Below are 15356 nucleotides of genomic sequence, written 5' to 3' on the forward strand. Positions count from 1 at the left end.
CGCATGGCACGCCCGGAGAATTCATCACCCGCTCGCCGTCGCTTTCTGCGTGACGCCGTCCGCGCCGTTGCTGGCTTATCAGCAGCGGTGACGGTTCTCGGCATTCAGCAGCGACGTGCTCAGGCAGACGTACTCCGGCTACGGCCGCCGGGTGCGCTGTCTGAGGCGGCGTTTTCCGGTGCCTGCATACGCTGTGGTCAATGTGTTCAGGCCTGTCCGTACGACACACTGAAACTGGCGACGTTGGTCTCCGGCTCCGCAGCCGGTAGCCCTTACTTTGTCGCACGCGATATTCCGTGTGAGATGTGTGAGGACATTCCCTGCGTGGTCGCTTGCCCCAGCGGTGCATTACAGCCGTTGAACGCTATTGATGACGCCCGCATGGGATTAGCGGTGCTGCTCGATCAGGAAAACTGCCTGAACTATCAGGGGTTACGCTGCGATGTCTGCTATCGCGTCTGCCCCCTCATCGATAGCGCCATCACGCTGGAGCCCGAGCGCAATGCCCGAACCGGAAAACATGCCCGTTTTCTGCCGACGGTGCATAGCGATGTCTGTACCGGCTGTGGCAAATGTGAAAAAGCCTGTGTGCTGGAGCAACCAGCGATAAAGGTCTTGCCGCGCGCGCTGGCAAAAGGCGAGCTCGGACACCACTACCGTTTCAGTTGGCTGGAGGCACGCGATGGCAAATCGTAAGCAAGACGCCGGACGAGAAGCTCGGGCGAAAAAAGGCTGGTGGCGTAGCCATCGCTGGCTGGTATTGCGTCGGCTGACACAGTTTCTGGTGCTGCTCATGTTCCTCAGCGGCCCGCTGTTAGGCTTCTGGATCCTGCGCGGTAACTACAGCGCCAGCCGCTTGCTCGACACCGTACCACTTAGCGATCCGCTGATGGTGCTGCAAAGTTTGGCTAGCGGTCATCTGCCTGCCGCCCTCGCGCTGGTCGGTGCGCTGATTATCGCGCTGAGCTATGCGCTGGCAGGCAAGCGCGTGTTCTGTAGCTGGGTCTGTCCCGTGAATCCGCTCACCGATTTAGCCGCCTGGCTGCGTCGCCGTTTCGGCATCACCGCCTCGGCGACGATCCCCCGCAATCTACGCTATCTGCTGCTGATCCTTATTCTGGCAGGGAGTGCGCTGACGGGCGGGCTGCTGTGGGAATGGGTCAACCCGGTTTCACTGATGGGTCGCGGGCTGATTTTCGGGTTTGGTGCAGGTATCTGGCTGCTGCTGGCGCTATTTCTGTTTGATTTATTGGTCGTGGAACACGGCTGGTGCGGACACCTTTGTCCAACGGGTGCGCTGTATGGCGCGCTTGGCAGCAAAGGCGCACTGGTTGTGGATGCCACCGAGCGTGAACGCTGTACGCGCTGCATGGACTGCTTTCATGTCTGTCCAGAGCCACAGGTACTTCGCGCGCCCTTGCTCGATAAACACAGTCCGGTACAGGTTACTGACCGAGACTGCATAACATGCGGACGCTGTATTGATGTCTGCGCTGAAGACGTTTTTAAAATAACCCTTAGATGGAAACCGGGAGCAAAGTCATGAAAAGCCTGAGAATGGGATGGTTTCGCTGGATCACCGCCCTGGCGATAATGGGCAGTGCGATAGCAACTGCACAGGTCGATTTAAGCCAATCGCCAGAAGTCGCCGCGACACAGCCGGGAAATAGCCGGATGCCGAAGCAGCAGGAGCGTATGGCGCTCAACTATGTCAACCAGCCACCGATGATCCCGCATAGCGTGGATGGCTATCAGGTCACCCCGACCTTTAACCGTTGCCTACAGTGCCACGGCGTGGAGAGCTATCGTTCCACCAGCGCCCCCCGCGTCAGCCCAACCCATTTTGTCGACAGAGACGGCAAAGTGCTGAGCAATGTCGCACCTGCACGCCATTTCTGCCTGCAATGTCACGTGCCGCAAGCGGACAGTTCGCCGATTACCGGTAACACGTTCGCCCCTTCTAAAGGCTTTGGACAGTGAGGTTTGCTATGAAACAACCAGGAAAAGTGGGACGGTTGTTGCGCCAGCTGTGGCAATGGTGGCGTCGTCCGAGTCGGCTGGCGCTGGGAACATTGCTCATTATCGGCTTTGCGGGCGGTATTTTCTTTCTGGCGACATCCCAGAAAGGCATGGAAATGAGCAACAGCGAGGCGTTCTGCATCAGCTGTCATGAAATGCGCAATACCGTGTATCAGGAATATATGGAAACCGCGCACTACAGCAACCGCAGCGGCGTGCGTGCCACCTGCCCGGATTGCCACGTTCCGCATGAGTTTGTGCCGAAAATGGTGCGTAAAATTCAGGCCAGTAAAGAGCTGTACGGCAAGATAATGGGCACGATTGATACGCCACAAAAGTTTGAAGCACACCGGCTGACGATGGCGCAGAGCGAATGGCGGCGCATGAAAAATAACAATTCTCAGGAATGCCGTAACTGTCACAATTTTGACTACATGGACTTCTCAGGGCAAAAAACGGTCGCGGCGGAGAAACACAGCGAAGCAATAAAACTCGGTCAAACCTGTATCGATTGCCACAAAGGCATCGCACACAAACTGCCGGACATGCACGGCGTCAAAAGCGGGTTATAACCCGCACCCTTCGTAACACTCGGGACGGTGTATGCCGTCCTATCGTTGCTGACAAAGTCCGTCGAGCGGGAGTAACGAAGACGTTGTGAATACCGTGAGGGTTTCGTGCGCAGTAAGCCGCGTGATTTTCTGCAACTCGTGTCGCACGCGCCCGACGCGGGTGTGGCTAAGGCCGCTCTCAGCACAGCCGGAAAAAACCGCCCCAAAATAACAATGTACTCAGTTCAGTCTTTTGATTTTATGGGGTTGGCTCGCGTAAAAAAAATCGCGCAGAGGTGTACATGACCGCCGGATGAGCGGCATGGACGCCGCGAAAGCCTGCGCCGCGTCGGGAGCGCGTCGCAGGCGGTCCGAACAGCGGGCATGAACACCGAAGGCACCGCGAAGCGGCGCGATTTACCGCGAAAAGCCAGGGGTCACGGGGCGACGGCGACTGAGCCGCCCCGTGTCGGGCGCGTGCGACGTGAGTTGCAGAGATTGCCCCTGCTTATTGCGCACGAAACCTTCACCGTAACAACAGAAACAACAAAAGGGCGATATATCGCCCCTCTGCTATTGATGATGAAGATAAAAAGAGGACTTACTTGCCGGTGGTCGCCTGCACCGGCATTGACGCTTTCGCCTGTTCCACGCTGCGCTCAATGACCGCTCGGCGCGTGTCGTTTTGCGGTAACAGCTGCAACATGGCTTCCCAGGCGTTAATCGCGTCCTGATAGCGCTGGGCTTCATAGGCATTGAAAGCCAGCAGGCTCAATACACGCACATTGGTCGAACCAGAATTCATCAGTTCACGCAGCATGTCTCCACCGCGTTGGCTATCACGCGGATCGGTGGATCGCGACAGCAGATCGGCATAGTCCAGCGCTAGGTCGGTGTTTTTCGGATCGAGTTGGAACGCTTTGGCAAACGCCTGCACTGACATGTCGTAGTTATTCAGCAAACCCGCAATACGCCCCAGCATCCACCAGTCTTGTGAATTGTCTGGCTGCGTTTCCAGTTGGCTACGCAATCCCAGACCGAGACGTGCGACGTCTTCAATGGTCAGTGGTTCGGCGTCAGGATCCAGCGCTCGCTTCATCAGGTCCGGCGTTAACGCCACAACCTGCTGCAATTCCTGCACCCGATTAACCGCGGAAGTCTTCCAAAACACGCCGAGGCTGACGATAACCAGCAACAGCACGCCCGGCAGCAAAACCCAGCTGTTCAGCGGGCGCTGTTGTGCCTTCGCATCGCCGGGAATGTCCTGCAATAGCGTATGCTGGAGTTCCTCAACCAGTTGAGCACGTTCCTGCTCATTGGCGACGTCCACAGTAAGCTCACGCAGACGATCGCGATACAGCGCCTGATTGATCGCATCGCGATCGTATTCGCCTCGTGACGACCACGGCGCAAGCAGCAGCGCGGAAAGCGCAATCAGCAATAGCACAATGGTTGCGATCAGTAGCATCATTCGGATTTCCCCTCACGTTCCAACAGCGTCTGCAAGCGCTTCTTATCCTGTTCGCTCATCGGTTCTTTGGCACTTCTGATGCGACGGGCACGCCGAATAATCACCCATGATCCCACAGTCAGAAACAGCGCGGGCAGGAGCCACAGCAGAACCGTAAAAGGCGTGATCGGCGGTTCATACGTCACAAAATAGCCGTAACGATCCACCATATAATCGACAACCTGCTCTTTCGTTTGTCCCTGCTGCATCAGTTCATACACTTTCTGCCGCATATCCGAAGCAATCATCGAATTGGAATCGGCAATGCTGTTGTTCTGGCATTTTGGGCAGCGCAGTTGCATGGTTAACTCACGAAACTGTTGCTCCTGCGTGTCATTGTCAAAACGCAATACCTCGGAGGACGCCAGCACGCTGAACGACAGAAGCAGTGCGCTAAGGAAACCGATCACTCTCATGTGCCACCCTCCTTGCTGTATTGTTCCCACAACGGTTGCAGCGTTTCTTGCCACACCTGCCTGTTGAGATCGCCCGCATGGCGATAGCGAATGATGCCTTTTCCGTCGATCAGGAAGGTTTCCGGTGCGCCGTACACACCCAGATCCAGCCCCAGCATGCCATCGCCATCAAATAAGCTCATCGCATAGGGGTTGCCTAGCGTCTTCAACCATTCGACCGCTTTGGGGCGTTCATCTTTATAATTCATGCCCACGACGCGGATTCCCTGCGCCGCCAGCGTGTTGAGAAACTGGTGCTCCGCGCGGCACGTCGGGCACCAGGTCGCCCAAACGTTCAGCAGCAGCGGTTTGCCATCGCTCAGCTCAGATTGGCTATAAACCTTTCCCGCCTGATCCAGCGATTCAAGACGAAACGCGGGAATCGGTTTGCCAATCAGAGCCGACTCCAGCCGCATCGGATCGTCGCCGTCGCTGTTACGCACCAGTTGCCACAGCAAGGCAACGGCCAGCAGTAAAAACAGGACGAGCGGGATTAACAAAATCTTACGGCTCATGATGATGCCCCCCGGACCGCACGACGCAGGCGATAGCGAGGATCAAACATGCACAGGATGCCGCCTAACGCCATCAGCCCCCCGCCGTACCAAATCCAGCGGATAAACGGTTTGTAATACAGCCGCACCGCCCAGCTACCGTCATCCAGCTTTTCCCCCAAGGCCGCATAGAGATCGCGCGTCACACCCGCATCAATGGCGGCTTCCGTCATGATCGCGCCGCTGGTGTTGTAGAAGCGTTTTTCCGCCTTCAAGATCGCTTCCGGCTTGCCGTTATGCGTCACCTCAATCGTCCCTTTCGCGCTTTGCCAGTTAGGCCCCACGACATCACGCACGCCTTGAAACGTAAAACGGTAATCGTGGATCTCGATGCTGTCGCCCGCCCGCATCCGTACATCGCGCTCAACGCTATAATTCTGGCTGAAGGCGATGCCTACCACCGTCACTGCCAGCCCAATATGACCGCACACCATGCCCCACTGGCTCAGTGAAAGTGTGGTCAAACCGCGCAGCAGACCATGACGACGGGTGGAGCTGGTATACAGCTCGTACACCGTTAAGAAGAACACCCACAGCGCCATCGACAGGCCGACCACCGTCATGGCAACAAGGGAATCCTGTAACAGCCACGGCAGTAGCAGCGACAGTGCTGCCGTCACGGCCAGCGCAATCAGCAGCAGCTTACGCAGCTTTTGCGGTTCGTCACGCCGCCAGCGAACCAGCGGTCCCACGCCCAGCAGTAAGGCAAAAGGCGCCATTAACAGAGTAAACATGGTGTTAAAGAACGGCGCACCAATCGAAATGCTGCCTAAACCCAGCTGTTTATGCACCAGCGGCAGCAGCGTTCCCAGCAGCACGACGAGCGTGGCCGCCATCAGGATCAGGTTATTGCCGAGCAGGAAAGTCTCACGCGACCAGAGCGAATTCGTTACCCGCGCCCGTACCCGGTTGCCTTTGATGGCAAACAGCAGCAAAGAACCGCCGATAACAATGACCAGAAACGCGAGAATAAACATGCCGCGCGCCGGATCGGAGGCAAACGCATGCACCGACACCAATACACCGGAACGTACCAGAAACGTCCCCAACAGGCAGAGCGAGAACGCGCCGATGGCCAGCAACACCGTCCAGGCTTTGAAACTGCCGCGTTTTTCGGTGACCGACAGCGAATGTAGCAGCGCCGTGCCCACCAGCCACGGCATCAATGACGCATTCTCTACCGGATCCCAGAACCACCAGCCACCCCAGCCGAGTTCGTAATACGCCCAGCCCGAACCGAGCACGATACCCAGCGTCAGGAATGACCACGCCGCCTGCGTCCACGGTCGGGACCAGCGAGCCCATGCGCTGTCCAGCCGCTCAGCCAGCAGCGAGGCGACCGCAAACGCAAACGCCACGGAAAACCCAACATAGCCCATGTAGAGCAATGGAGGGTGGAAGATTAACCCGACATCCTGCAACAGCGGGTTGAGATCACGCCCGTCAATCGGGTAGTCCGGCAGCGTGCGCGTAAAGGGATTCGACGTCAGGATGATGAACAGCAAGAAGCCGACATTAATCATCCCCATGACGGCCAGTACGCGAGCAACCGCATCCAGCGACATCCCACGGCTGAATACCGCCACGGCGAAGGTCCAGCCGCTCATCAGCAGCACCCAGAGCAGTAGCGACCCTTCATGTGCGCCCCACGCTGCCGCCACGCGATACCACACTGGCAGCGCGCGGTTCGAGTTGTTGGCTACGTAGAGGACGGTGAAATCATTGATCACCAGCGCATGCACCAACACGAGGAAAGACGCCAAAATGCATGCAAACAGCGCCCAGGCAAGCGGACGCGCCAACGCCATCAAACGAGTATCCTGACGCGATGCGCCCCACAGCGGATACACGCTGAGCAACAGCGCGACGCCTAGCGCCAGGCAGAGCAGATAATTGCCCACTTCAGGCATCATAACCGTTTACCCTCTGTGGCCGCCGCCGGTGCATGGCCGTGCTGTCCTTCCATCGCCGCTTTGATTTCCGGTGGCGTGTAGTTTTCGTCATGTCGGGCAAGCACTTCTTTCGCCATAATATGATCGTCGGTATCCAGAATGCCCTGTGCCACCACCCCTTGCCCCTCGCGGAACAAATCCGGCAGCATTCCGTTATAGGTCACCTCCACGGAGCCCTGCGCATCATAAACAGTGAAGCGGACTTCCAGACTTTGGCTGTCGCGGCGCACGCTGCCCGGCATCACCATGCCGCCGACGCGCAAACGCTGCCCGATCGCCGGTTTTTCCTGCGTTTCGTTCTTGCCGTAAAGAATTTCGCTAGGTGTATAAAAGAGATCGATATTTGAGCTCAATGCATAGAGCGTCAGCGCTATCGTCACTACCGCACCGCAGACCACGGCCACGATGGCATAGAGGCGAGTTTTACGCGGTGTGCTCATTGCACCACCTCCATCGTTTCCGACTGGCGGGCCGTATTCTTACGCTGCTCGCGCGCCTGCTGGCGGCGGATATCACTCAGCAATGCGCGGCGACTCAAGAGGGTATGACCGACCAATGCGCTCAGCGGTAACAGCGTGAGCACCACAGCCAGCCACACATAAAAGGCATAGCCGCCCATCGCAAAGAAATCTTGCCAACTCGTGAAAGCGATGTTCATCGTGCTATTCCTCCTTTATTAAGCAGCGCAGCAACCCAAGGCGCGCGGCGCTGCTGCACCAGTATCAAGTTACGCAAGCGCATGAGTGACAACGTCACGAATAAGCTCATAAATCCTAACATCATGATTCGCAGCGGGAGACGCATGGCGGGATCGATCGTTTTCTGCATTTTTGTCGATCCCTGATGCAGGGTGTTCCACCACTCGACCGAGAAATGGATGATGGGTAAATTCACCACGCCAACCAGCACCAGAATCGCCGCCGCCCGACCGGCAAGACGGCGATCGTCAAAGGCGTTGTAGAGCGCGATGATGCCCACGTACAGAAACAGCAGAACGAGTTCCGACGTCAGACGCGCATCCCACACCCACCAGGTTCCCCACATCGGTTTCCCCCAGGTGGCGCCCGTCGTTAGCGCAATAAAGGTAAACACCGCGCCGACCGGTGCCATCGCCGCTACGGCCAGCTCCGCCGTTTTTGACTGCCGAATCATCCCGATAAGCGCACATATCGCCATCACGGCATAGACGCCCATCGACCATACGGCTGCTGGTACATGCAGGTACATGATGCGATACCCTTGCCCTTGCTGATAATCCGCAGGCGCAAACCCAAATCCCAGCAGACAACCGCCGATCAGCAACGTGGCACTGATCAAGGCAACCCAGGGGATAAGCCTGCCGCAAAGGCCATAAAGGCGATCCGGCTGCGTAAGCTGATAGTTTTTTTTCAACATAATCGTGTGCTCACTTTGCGTAAAACTCATCCCAACGGGACGATGAAGGCGATCCTGAGATCGGAAAATTATTGTATGCTCACCCGCAACGCCGCCGCCGTGGCAAACGGGCTCAGGGTGGCGCTGCCCGCCAGAAAGGCACCGAGGATCGCCAGATACCCACCGACCGGCAGTTGCATCATCGCGGCCTCGACTGCCGCCGTCGCAAAAATCAACAGCGGTATGGTGAGCGGCAAGACCAGCAGGCTTAACAGCACACCGCTGCGGCGCAGCCCGACCGTTAACCCCGCGCCAATAGCCCCCAGAAAACTGAGCGTTGGCGTGCAGAGCAACAGCGTTAACGCCATCACCCACCAGCCGTGGCTGTCCAGCCCAAACAACAGCGCCGCCAGCGGAGAAAGCAGCAACAGCGGCAGCCCGCTGACCATCCAATGCACAACCACTTTCGCCAGCACCACTAACGGCAGCGGCAAAGGCAACAGCGTCAGCTGTTCCAGCGAACCGTCCTGATAGTCATCGCGGAAAAGGCGATCCATCCCCAGCAGCGAAGCGAGCAACGCCGCCACCCATACCACGCCGGGTGCCACACGCATCAATAGCTGCGGCTCTGGTCCAATAGCCAGAGGGAACAAAATGATGACGATCAGGAAGAACCACAGAGGGTTGAGAATTTCCGCGTTATTGCGCAACGCGACGCGCAGTTCTCGGGCAATCAGACGCCGCATGATGGGGTTCCCTCACTCGGCGTAAGCTGGATACAGCGAATATCCTGAGCGAACGGACGCAGCGGCTGGTGAGTGGTTAAAATGATGATGCCGCCACGCGCAATATGGTGTTCCATACGCTGTGTCAGCATTTCGACGCCCGCCACGTCAAGCGCGGTCAGCGGCTCATCCAGAATCCACAGCGGGACGTCGGTGAGCCACAAACGCGCCAGCGCGACACGACGCTGTTGTCCCGCCGAAAGACGCGCCACGGGCACATCTTCATAGCCAGCCAGCCCGACGGCGGCCAGCGCTTGCCAGAGTGCATCCTGATCCTGTTGCGGATAGAAAAAGCGCAGGTTCTCTTCACCCGTCAGGACGCTTTTGATGCCCGGCTGATGGCCTAACCACAGAAGCTGCTGATTAAACTGCTCGCGCATACGGTTAATGCGTTGCCCTTGCCAGCAGATCTCCCCCGATTCAGGCGTCGCCAGACCGCTTAAAATGCGCAATAGCGATGTTTTGCCCACCCCGTTGGCACCGGCAATCTGCACCATTTCTCCCGCGCTGGCCGTAAACGACAACGCGCTGAACAGCACATGCTCATCGCGTATGCAAACCACATCGCGCGCTTCTAACATCGGGGTGTACTCCTACTTTCTAATGCCATATACCCTTGGGTATAGAATAACATGGTGCCTTTACTCCCCCTCTTGGGGGCCGTAACCCTAAAGAGTTAATCTTTTTTATTGAGATCAATAAAATCGGTGATTCCGGTTATCCCCGCCCATCATGGCGGTGCCAAAAGCCGCGCTGCCCCCTTTTATTCAAGAGTTATCACGCACTATTTCTGGCTATTCTTCAGCAGCGTTGCCGTGTTGATCGCCTCGATCAACTGGACGCGATTAACCCGCGGGCTGTACGTGTCCAGTAAACGCTGCCAAATCGTAATCGCGCGTGCATAATCGGCCTTCAAAAACGCATCGGATGCCAGCAGCATCAGCGCTGTCACTTCATTGGCATCCAGCGCCAGCGCTTTATCAACCATCTCTTGCATCGGCGGTGTGACGGCCTGACCGGCCTGGTAATACAGCACCGCTGCCAGTGCCGAATACAGCTCAGCACTGTCACCCTTCAGCGCAATCGCCTGACGATAAGCGCGCAATGCGTTGTCATACGCGTTACGGTAAAGATAATATTCACCCAGCTCAGCCCAGAGGACGCTGTTGCCCGGTGTTTTCCGAATGTTGTCCTGCAAGGCAGTAAGCTGTTTTTCCTGCTGTTGCGCGTCGCTAAAATCATGGAGCGGATCGGCAAGTCGCTGGCGTTCCGTCTGAACCAGCGCAGCACGCGGGCTTAGCATGTAGAACGTCGCACTGCTCAATAAGATAACGATGACCGCAGCCACAACGGCGATGGCAGGCATTGGGCGCTGCGCAGAAGAAGAGGATGAGGCTAACGGCAGATCGTGGGACAGCTCTCGACCCAGCATCTTTGCCTCATGCTCGGACAGATGCTTTCCTGCCTGTTCACACTGAAAATGCCAGATGCGCTCCGCTAAACGCTGTAGCTTGCCATCCCCCTCCGACTGACGCAGGGGCAGTAGCGGCCATAGCAGCCCAGCCGCCAGAACGACAATCGCGACAGCGACGAACACCATACTTAATACGTTCAGGTCCAACAGGTTCACGCTTAACAGGCTCATGAGCGCGCCCCTCGATTTTGCCGCCGCATCACCCGCCACGCGATAACTGCAATCGCTAACAGCAAAAGCAGCGGCGTGAGCCAAAGGATGCCGGTTTGCATTTTCATCGGTGGGTTGTACTGAACAAAGTCGCCATAGCGTTGATTCATAAACGCCATAATGTCTGACTTGTCCTTGCCCTGCTCCACCATGGAAAAGACCTCATGACGCATACTCACCGCCACGGGCGAATTCGATTCCAGCAGACTCTGGTTCTGGCATTGTGGGCAGCGTAATTCGCCAGCAATCGCCATCGCAGCCTGACGCTGCGCCTGACTGGAAAACGCCCAGGTATCGACCACCTGAGCCTGTACAGAAAAAGCCAGCAGCATGAAAAGGAGCGCAATGTATTTAGCCATAGGCCCTTCTCCCTCTGAACCACCCCAGCAGCGCGCCCGCGACCATCAGTAGGCCGCCGCCCCATACCCAGCGAACACCGGTTTGCACATAGAAACGCATGGCATAGCGGTTTTCGCCGGTTTTCTCTCCCATCACGGCATACCATTCTCTGATTGGCCCCCAGGCAATGCCCGGCTCAACCATTTGCTGTTTACGTGCGTTGTAATAACGGCGTTCCGGCCTCACCTGAGCGATCGGTGAGTCGCCACGATAAATCGCAATCACAGCCTGCTCGGCGGTGTAATTCTGTGCTGCGATTAACTCCAGCTGTAAAAATCGGAAATGGTAGTCGCCCAGCGTGACCTGTTCTCCCTGACCCACATTGGCACTGATTTCCTGCTTGCTGCCCGCAGAGAACACAATTCCCAGGGCAAAGAGCGCCACGCCCGTATGCGCCAGCAGTGCAGGAAGCTGCTGACGTATCGCCGACAGCGGCTGTAACCACTGCGCGGCCATAATCCAGCCGATCAGACCCGCAGCCAGTGCGACGGCGTACCCATGCGGCCATAAGACCAGCGCGGTGATGACGCCGACACCCAGCGTCACTTCGAAACGTCGGACAGGCCATCGTGCGCTGCGTTTCCAGTAGCCTCCCGCTGCTACCCCGATGAGCAACAGCATCAGGCCACCGAAGGGTAAGAGCACACGGTTAAAATAGGGCGCGCCCACGGAGATTTTCCCCCAGCCCGCCAGCCCATAGATCATCGGGTAAAGCGTGCCAAGTAATACCACCAGCGCGACGGCACTGAATAACAGCAGCACCAGCAGTATCGCCATTTCCCGCGACCAGCCGGAGAAGCGGGCAGCAGAATGGACAAGCTGAGCCCGCCAGCCATAAACCGCCAGCGCCGCCATACTCAAGCAGGCGAACAGAATAAATAGAGGCACCGCACGGCCATGTTCGAGAGCGAACGCATGAACCGATACCAGTATCCCGGAACGCACAATCAGCGTGCCCAACAGGCATAAAATGAACGTCAGCAACGCCAATATCAGCGACCAATGGCGGAAGATGCCGCGCATGCGGGTGACAGACAGGCTGTGCAGTAATGCGCTGGCCGTAAGCCACGGGAGTAGCGAGGCGTTCTCTACCGGATCCCAGAACCACCATCCTCCCCAGCCCAGTTCGTTATAGGCCCACCACGATCCGAGGATGATTCCTAGCGTCAACAGGCTCCAGGCGGGCAGCGTCCAGCGCCAGCAAATCCAGGCGGCTGGCGCAGTAAACTCACCGTGAATCAGGGCGGCTAACGCCAGCGCCGCACTCACGGTTAACCCGCCATAGCCCAGATAGAGCAACGGCGGATGCAGGATAAGACCAATGTGTTGCAACATGGGGTTGAGATCCCTTCCCGCCACCGCAGGCGGGAAGAGACGCACAAAGGGATCGGAGAAAAAGACAATGAACATCAGCAGCGCAGTCGCGATCACAGCCAGCATCGCCAGCGTCAGCGGAAACAGATCGCTTTCCGCCTTACGATAGCGACAGGCGAACGCGGCACTCCAGCCGGTTAAACATAACAGCCATAGCAGCAGCGATCCTTCATGCCCGCCCCAGACCGCTGCAATTTTTAGCCGCAGCGGTAAATCACGATGACTATGTTGAGCGACGTAATTAACAGAAAAATCATCCTGTACCACGCTCAGCGTCAGCGCGATAAACGCGAACAGCACGAGGCCAAACAGTACCAACGTCCAGCACCGCGCCAGTCGGTAAGTGCCCGACCAGCGCAGGGAATAGCCTGAAAATGTCAGCAACGCCGTCGCCACACCGACGCAAACCGCCAGCGACAGCGCGACATACCCAAATTCTGGCAATAACAACATCAACAGGCCTCTTGCTGGGAATTAGACAACGGTTAACTGCCCCGCATAGAGGATAAAGAAGCGCAGTAGCAAGACGCCCACCAGACTCATGCCGCAGACCGCCAGCACGCCATAAGGTGAATGCTGTCGGTTAGCCCATGACTTGAGCAGCAAGGGAAGGATTAATCCAATCCCTACCACGCCCAGCCAGAACCACACGGCCCAGAACCCACCGCCCACGGCGGCCACCAGCGCCCGCTGCTTCCCATCGTCCCCTAAAGCAAGGCCGATAAAGAACGCAAACAGTAAGAAGATTTCTAACCACACGACCGGCGTTTCGACACGGTGTACAAAGTGCGCTTCTTCGCTATGCGGATTGCGGCGATAGCGGCAGGCCATAGCGATCAGCGCGACTGCGGCACCGGAGGACACCCCCGAAAACAGGAATAGCGCCGGTAAGATCGGGTTATTCAGCAGCGGATAGGTCTTCAGCGCGGAGAGTAAAAACCCGGTATAAGCCCCTAACATCACCGCCAGCAGTAACATCACGATATCCAGCGATTTCTGCATCGGTGCCAGCCAACTGAGCACCTTGGGAAGAATGTTCAGCTTCGGCAACCAGCGCTGTTGCAGCACGATAACCTGCTCGCTGAAAATGTTGACCAACCAGACCGCCAGCGCCGCCATATAGACCTGAAACAGCATGACCCCAACTGACATCACCGAGGTAAAGCTGTAATGGAACATGAGCTTCCAGAACGTCCAGGGGCGCGTCAGGTGGAAAACCAGAATCAGCAATCCCAGAATGATGGTGCACGGTGCAAGAATCAGCGTGGTGCGCATTAGCGTACTGTCGGCGGTTGCCTGTTCGGGGTGGTAGCGTCGCAGTAGGACCGACAGCGTCACCAGCCCCGCAGAAATGCCCACCAGGAACAGGTAAATCGCAATTGGCCAGTCCCAGACTAACGAAGCAAAATGGAATGCGCTTGAAGACACGGGCGTCATTGATGAACCTCCCCGTATTTAAACGGTACGCGATAAACCTTAGGACGAGTGCCGAGCGCGATTTTGTAGCGATACGTCGGCTGTTGACGAAGCAGGCGGGAAATCTCGCTATCAGGATCGTCAAGGTTGCCGAACGTCAGCGCGTTCGTCGGGCAAGACAACACACAGGCGGGCAGTTTTCCGGCTTTCAGGTTGGTCTTGCGGCAAAAGTCGCACTTGTCCGCCGTTTTCGTCTTCGGATGAATAAAGCGCACCTGATAAGGACAGGCAGCAATACAGTATTGGCACCCGACGCACAGATCGGGATTCACATCCACAATGCCGTTTGTCGCATCGCGATATGACGCCCCGGTCGGACACACGTCAACACAAGGCGCATGATCGCAGTGCTGACAGGAGTGACGGAAAAAGCGGTATTTCACGTCTGGGAAGGTCCCAATCGGTTCGCTGCGAACGATCGTCAAGCGCGACACGCCTTCCGGCACCTGATTGACTTCCCGGCAGGCATCCATGCACGCCGTACAGCCGATACAGAGCGATTCATCGTGGATCATGCCATAGCGGACGCCGTTGATATTCAGCGTCTGTGCGACAACTTGCCCCGCCGTACTGGTGATGGCAATGAGCCCCCCCATACGGGCAAGAAATTGACGACGAGAGCAACTCATGGCTGCCTCTTATTACCCAGATGAACTGAGGCTGGGTTGAAGTCTGGGTTATTGCGCTGATCGCTATGGCAATCCACGCACAGTTTGATGCGGCTCTTGTCGTTCAGCGTCTGCATACTATCCTGCGTGGGATGCAACTGGTGGCAGCTGGCACAGGCCACTTTCGCGACATGCACATCGTGTGGCCAAAACGATTTCTGCAACTGTTCCGGCGTATGGCATGACATACAGACGCTGTTTTGTTCTTCCACCTTATACATTGGGAAGTTAAAGCGCATGACATCTCTGACGCCTTCGCGGTGCATCGGCGATGGCTTACCATGGCAGTTTGTGCAGGTCAGTTGCTGCTGATTATGCGGGTTGACGGCGGAGGCATGTTTGCCCTGCATGCCATCCTCTTCCGGTTTATGGCACTGTAGACAAGCCTCATCGGGATTGCGCTGCGGCATGACCTCCCAGCGCTCTCCTTTTTCCGCCTGAGGTGCGGGCTGCGTCAGCCCTGGCAATGCCCAAAGCAGGCCTGATACCAGCACCCCGGCAGTCAATAACGAACGTAATACGCTCATATCCACTCCACTTTATGATCGCCCGCAT

19 protein-coding genes are annotated in these 15356 nt (G+C 57.1%); 4 read left to right on the forward strand and 15 right to left on the reverse strand.

Features of this window, described 5'->3' with window-relative positions; all coding sequences use genetic code 11:
* Nucleotides 1-3: 3 nt before the first annotated feature.
* From napG to napC, 4 genes are read left to right on the forward strand one after another with little or no spacing between them, the layout of a single operon-like run.
* Nucleotides 4-696 carry a ferredoxin-type protein NapG gene (gene napG, locus BUB06_RS03430; RefSeq protein ID WP_010307745.1) on the forward strand — a complete coding sequence of 231 codons (693 nt, stop codon included), beginning with the start codon at nt 4-6 and terminating at the stop codon, nt 694-696.
* On the forward strand, nt 683-1546 hold the full coding sequence (napH, locus tag BUB06_RS03435; RefSeq protein WP_039471638.1) for a quinol dehydrogenase ferredoxin subunit NapH: 864 nt from the start codon (nt 683-685) through the stop codon (nt 1544-1546). The genes napG and napH overlap by 14 nt, the downstream gene beginning before the upstream one ends.
* Nucleotides 1543-1980: a nitrate reductase cytochrome c-type subunit gene (gene napB, locus BUB06_RS03440; protein ID WP_010307737.1), complete on the forward strand. Its 438-nt coding sequence runs from the start codon at nt 1543-1545 to the stop codon at nt 1978-1980. Before napH ends, napB begins: the two co-directional genes overlap by 4 nt.
* Nucleotides 1981-1988: 8 nt before the next feature.
* Nucleotides 1989-2591 (forward strand): cytochrome c-type protein NapC, encoded by a 603-nt coding sequence (gene napC / locus BUB06_RS03445; protein WP_010276503.1) that lies wholly within the window; start codon nt 1989-1991, stop codon nt 2589-2591.
* A 580-nt stretch (nt 2592-3171) separates the two neighbouring features.
* Here napC and ccmI read toward each other — a convergent pair.
* From ccmI to nrfB, 15 genes are all read right to left on the reverse strand, one after another.
* On the reverse strand, nt 3172-4041 hold the full coding sequence (gene ccmI, locus BUB06_RS03450; RefSeq protein ID WP_039471636.1) for a c-type cytochrome biogenesis protein CcmI: 870 nt from the start codon (nt 4039-4041) through the stop codon (nt 3172-3174).
* Nucleotides 4038-4496, reverse strand: a complete 459-nt coding sequence (locus tag BUB06_RS03455) for a cytochrome c-type biogenesis protein (protein WP_039471634.1) — start codon at nt 4494-4496, stop codon at nt 4038-4040. Before BUB06_RS03455 ends, ccmI begins: the two co-directional genes overlap by 4 nt.
* Nucleotides 4493-5050 carry a DsbE family thiol:disulfide interchange protein gene (locus BUB06_RS03460; RefSeq protein ID WP_039471632.1) on the reverse strand — a complete coding sequence of 186 codons (558 nt, stop codon included), beginning with the start codon at nt 5048-5050 and terminating at the stop codon, nt 4493-4495. The genes BUB06_RS03455 and BUB06_RS03460 overlap by 4 nt, the downstream gene beginning before the upstream one ends.
* A complete protein-coding gene (locus BUB06_RS03465; protein ID WP_039471630.1) occupies nt 5047-7002 on the reverse strand; it encodes a heme lyase CcmF/NrfE family subunit in 1956 nt (651 codons plus the stop codon). The genes BUB06_RS03460 and BUB06_RS03465 overlap by 4 nt, the downstream gene beginning before the upstream one ends.
* Nucleotides 6999-7481 (reverse strand): cytochrome c maturation protein CcmE, encoded by a 483-nt coding sequence (ccmE, locus tag BUB06_RS03470; RefSeq protein ID WP_039471628.1) that lies wholly within the window; start codon nt 7479-7481, stop codon nt 6999-7001. The genes BUB06_RS03465 and ccmE overlap by 4 nt, the downstream gene beginning before the upstream one ends.
* Nucleotides 7478-7699, reverse strand: a complete 222-nt coding sequence (gene ccmD / locus BUB06_RS03475; RefSeq protein ID WP_010305767.1) for a heme exporter protein CcmD — start codon at nt 7697-7699, stop codon at nt 7478-7480. Before ccmD ends, ccmE begins: the two co-directional genes overlap by 4 nt.
* Nucleotides 7696-8436 (reverse strand): heme ABC transporter permease, encoded by a 741-nt coding sequence (locus tag BUB06_RS03480; protein ID WP_039471963.1) that lies wholly within the window; start codon nt 8434-8436, stop codon nt 7696-7698. Before BUB06_RS03480 ends, ccmD begins: the two co-directional genes overlap by 4 nt.
* Before the next feature lie 68 nt (nt 8437-8504).
* Entirely contained in the window at nt 8505-9161 is a 657-nt protein-coding gene (gene ccmB, locus BUB06_RS03485) for a heme exporter protein CcmB (RefSeq protein WP_010305762.1), read from the reverse strand.
* On the reverse strand, nt 9149-9781 hold the full coding sequence (ccmA, locus tag BUB06_RS03490; protein ID WP_039471626.1) for a cytochrome c biogenesis heme-transporting ATPase CcmA: 633 nt from the start codon (nt 9779-9781) through the stop codon (nt 9149-9151). Before ccmA ends, ccmB begins: the two co-directional genes overlap by 13 nt.
* 203 nt (nt 9782-9984) lie before the next feature.
* A complete protein-coding gene (nrfG, locus tag BUB06_RS03495; RefSeq protein WP_039471624.1) occupies nt 9985-10845 on the reverse strand; it encodes a heme lyase NrfEFG subunit NrfG in 861 nt (286 codons plus the stop codon).
* On the reverse strand, nt 10842-11243 hold the full coding sequence (gene nrfF, locus BUB06_RS03500; protein ID WP_010305754.1) for a heme lyase NrfEFG subunit NrfF: 402 nt from the start codon (nt 11241-11243) through the stop codon (nt 10842-10844). Before nrfF ends, nrfG begins: the two co-directional genes overlap by 4 nt.
* The gene (locus BUB06_RS03505; protein ID WP_039471622.1) at nt 11236-13110 is read right to left on the reverse strand and encodes a heme lyase CcmF/NrfE family subunit; all 1875 of its coding nucleotides are present in this window, start codon (nt 13108-13110) and stop codon (nt 11236-11238) included. Before BUB06_RS03505 ends, nrfF begins: the two co-directional genes overlap by 8 nt.
* A gap of 21 nt (nt 13111-13131) precedes the next feature.
* Nucleotides 13132-14094 (reverse strand): cytochrome c nitrite reductase subunit NrfD, encoded by a 963-nt coding sequence (nrfD, locus tag BUB06_RS03510; RefSeq protein ID WP_039471621.1) that lies wholly within the window; start codon nt 14092-14094, stop codon nt 13132-13134.
* A complete protein-coding gene (gene nrfC / locus BUB06_RS03515) occupies nt 14091-14762 on the reverse strand; it encodes a cytochrome c nitrite reductase Fe-S protein (RefSeq protein ID WP_010305742.1) in 672 nt (223 codons plus the stop codon). The genes nrfD and nrfC overlap by 4 nt, the downstream gene beginning before the upstream one ends.
* Nucleotides 14759-15328: a cytochrome c nitrite reductase pentaheme subunit gene (gene nrfB, locus BUB06_RS03520; RefSeq protein WP_039471619.1), complete on the reverse strand. Its 570-nt coding sequence runs from the start codon at nt 15326-15328 to the stop codon at nt 14759-14761. Before nrfB ends, nrfC begins: the two co-directional genes overlap by 4 nt.
* Nucleotides 15329-15356: the final 28 nt, after the last annotated feature.

The sequence above is a fragment of the Pectobacterium carotovorum genome, from assembly GCF_900129615.1.
Classification (GTDB): Bacteria; Pseudomonadota; Gammaproteobacteria; order Enterobacterales; family Enterobacteriaceae; genus Pectobacterium; species Pectobacterium carotovorum.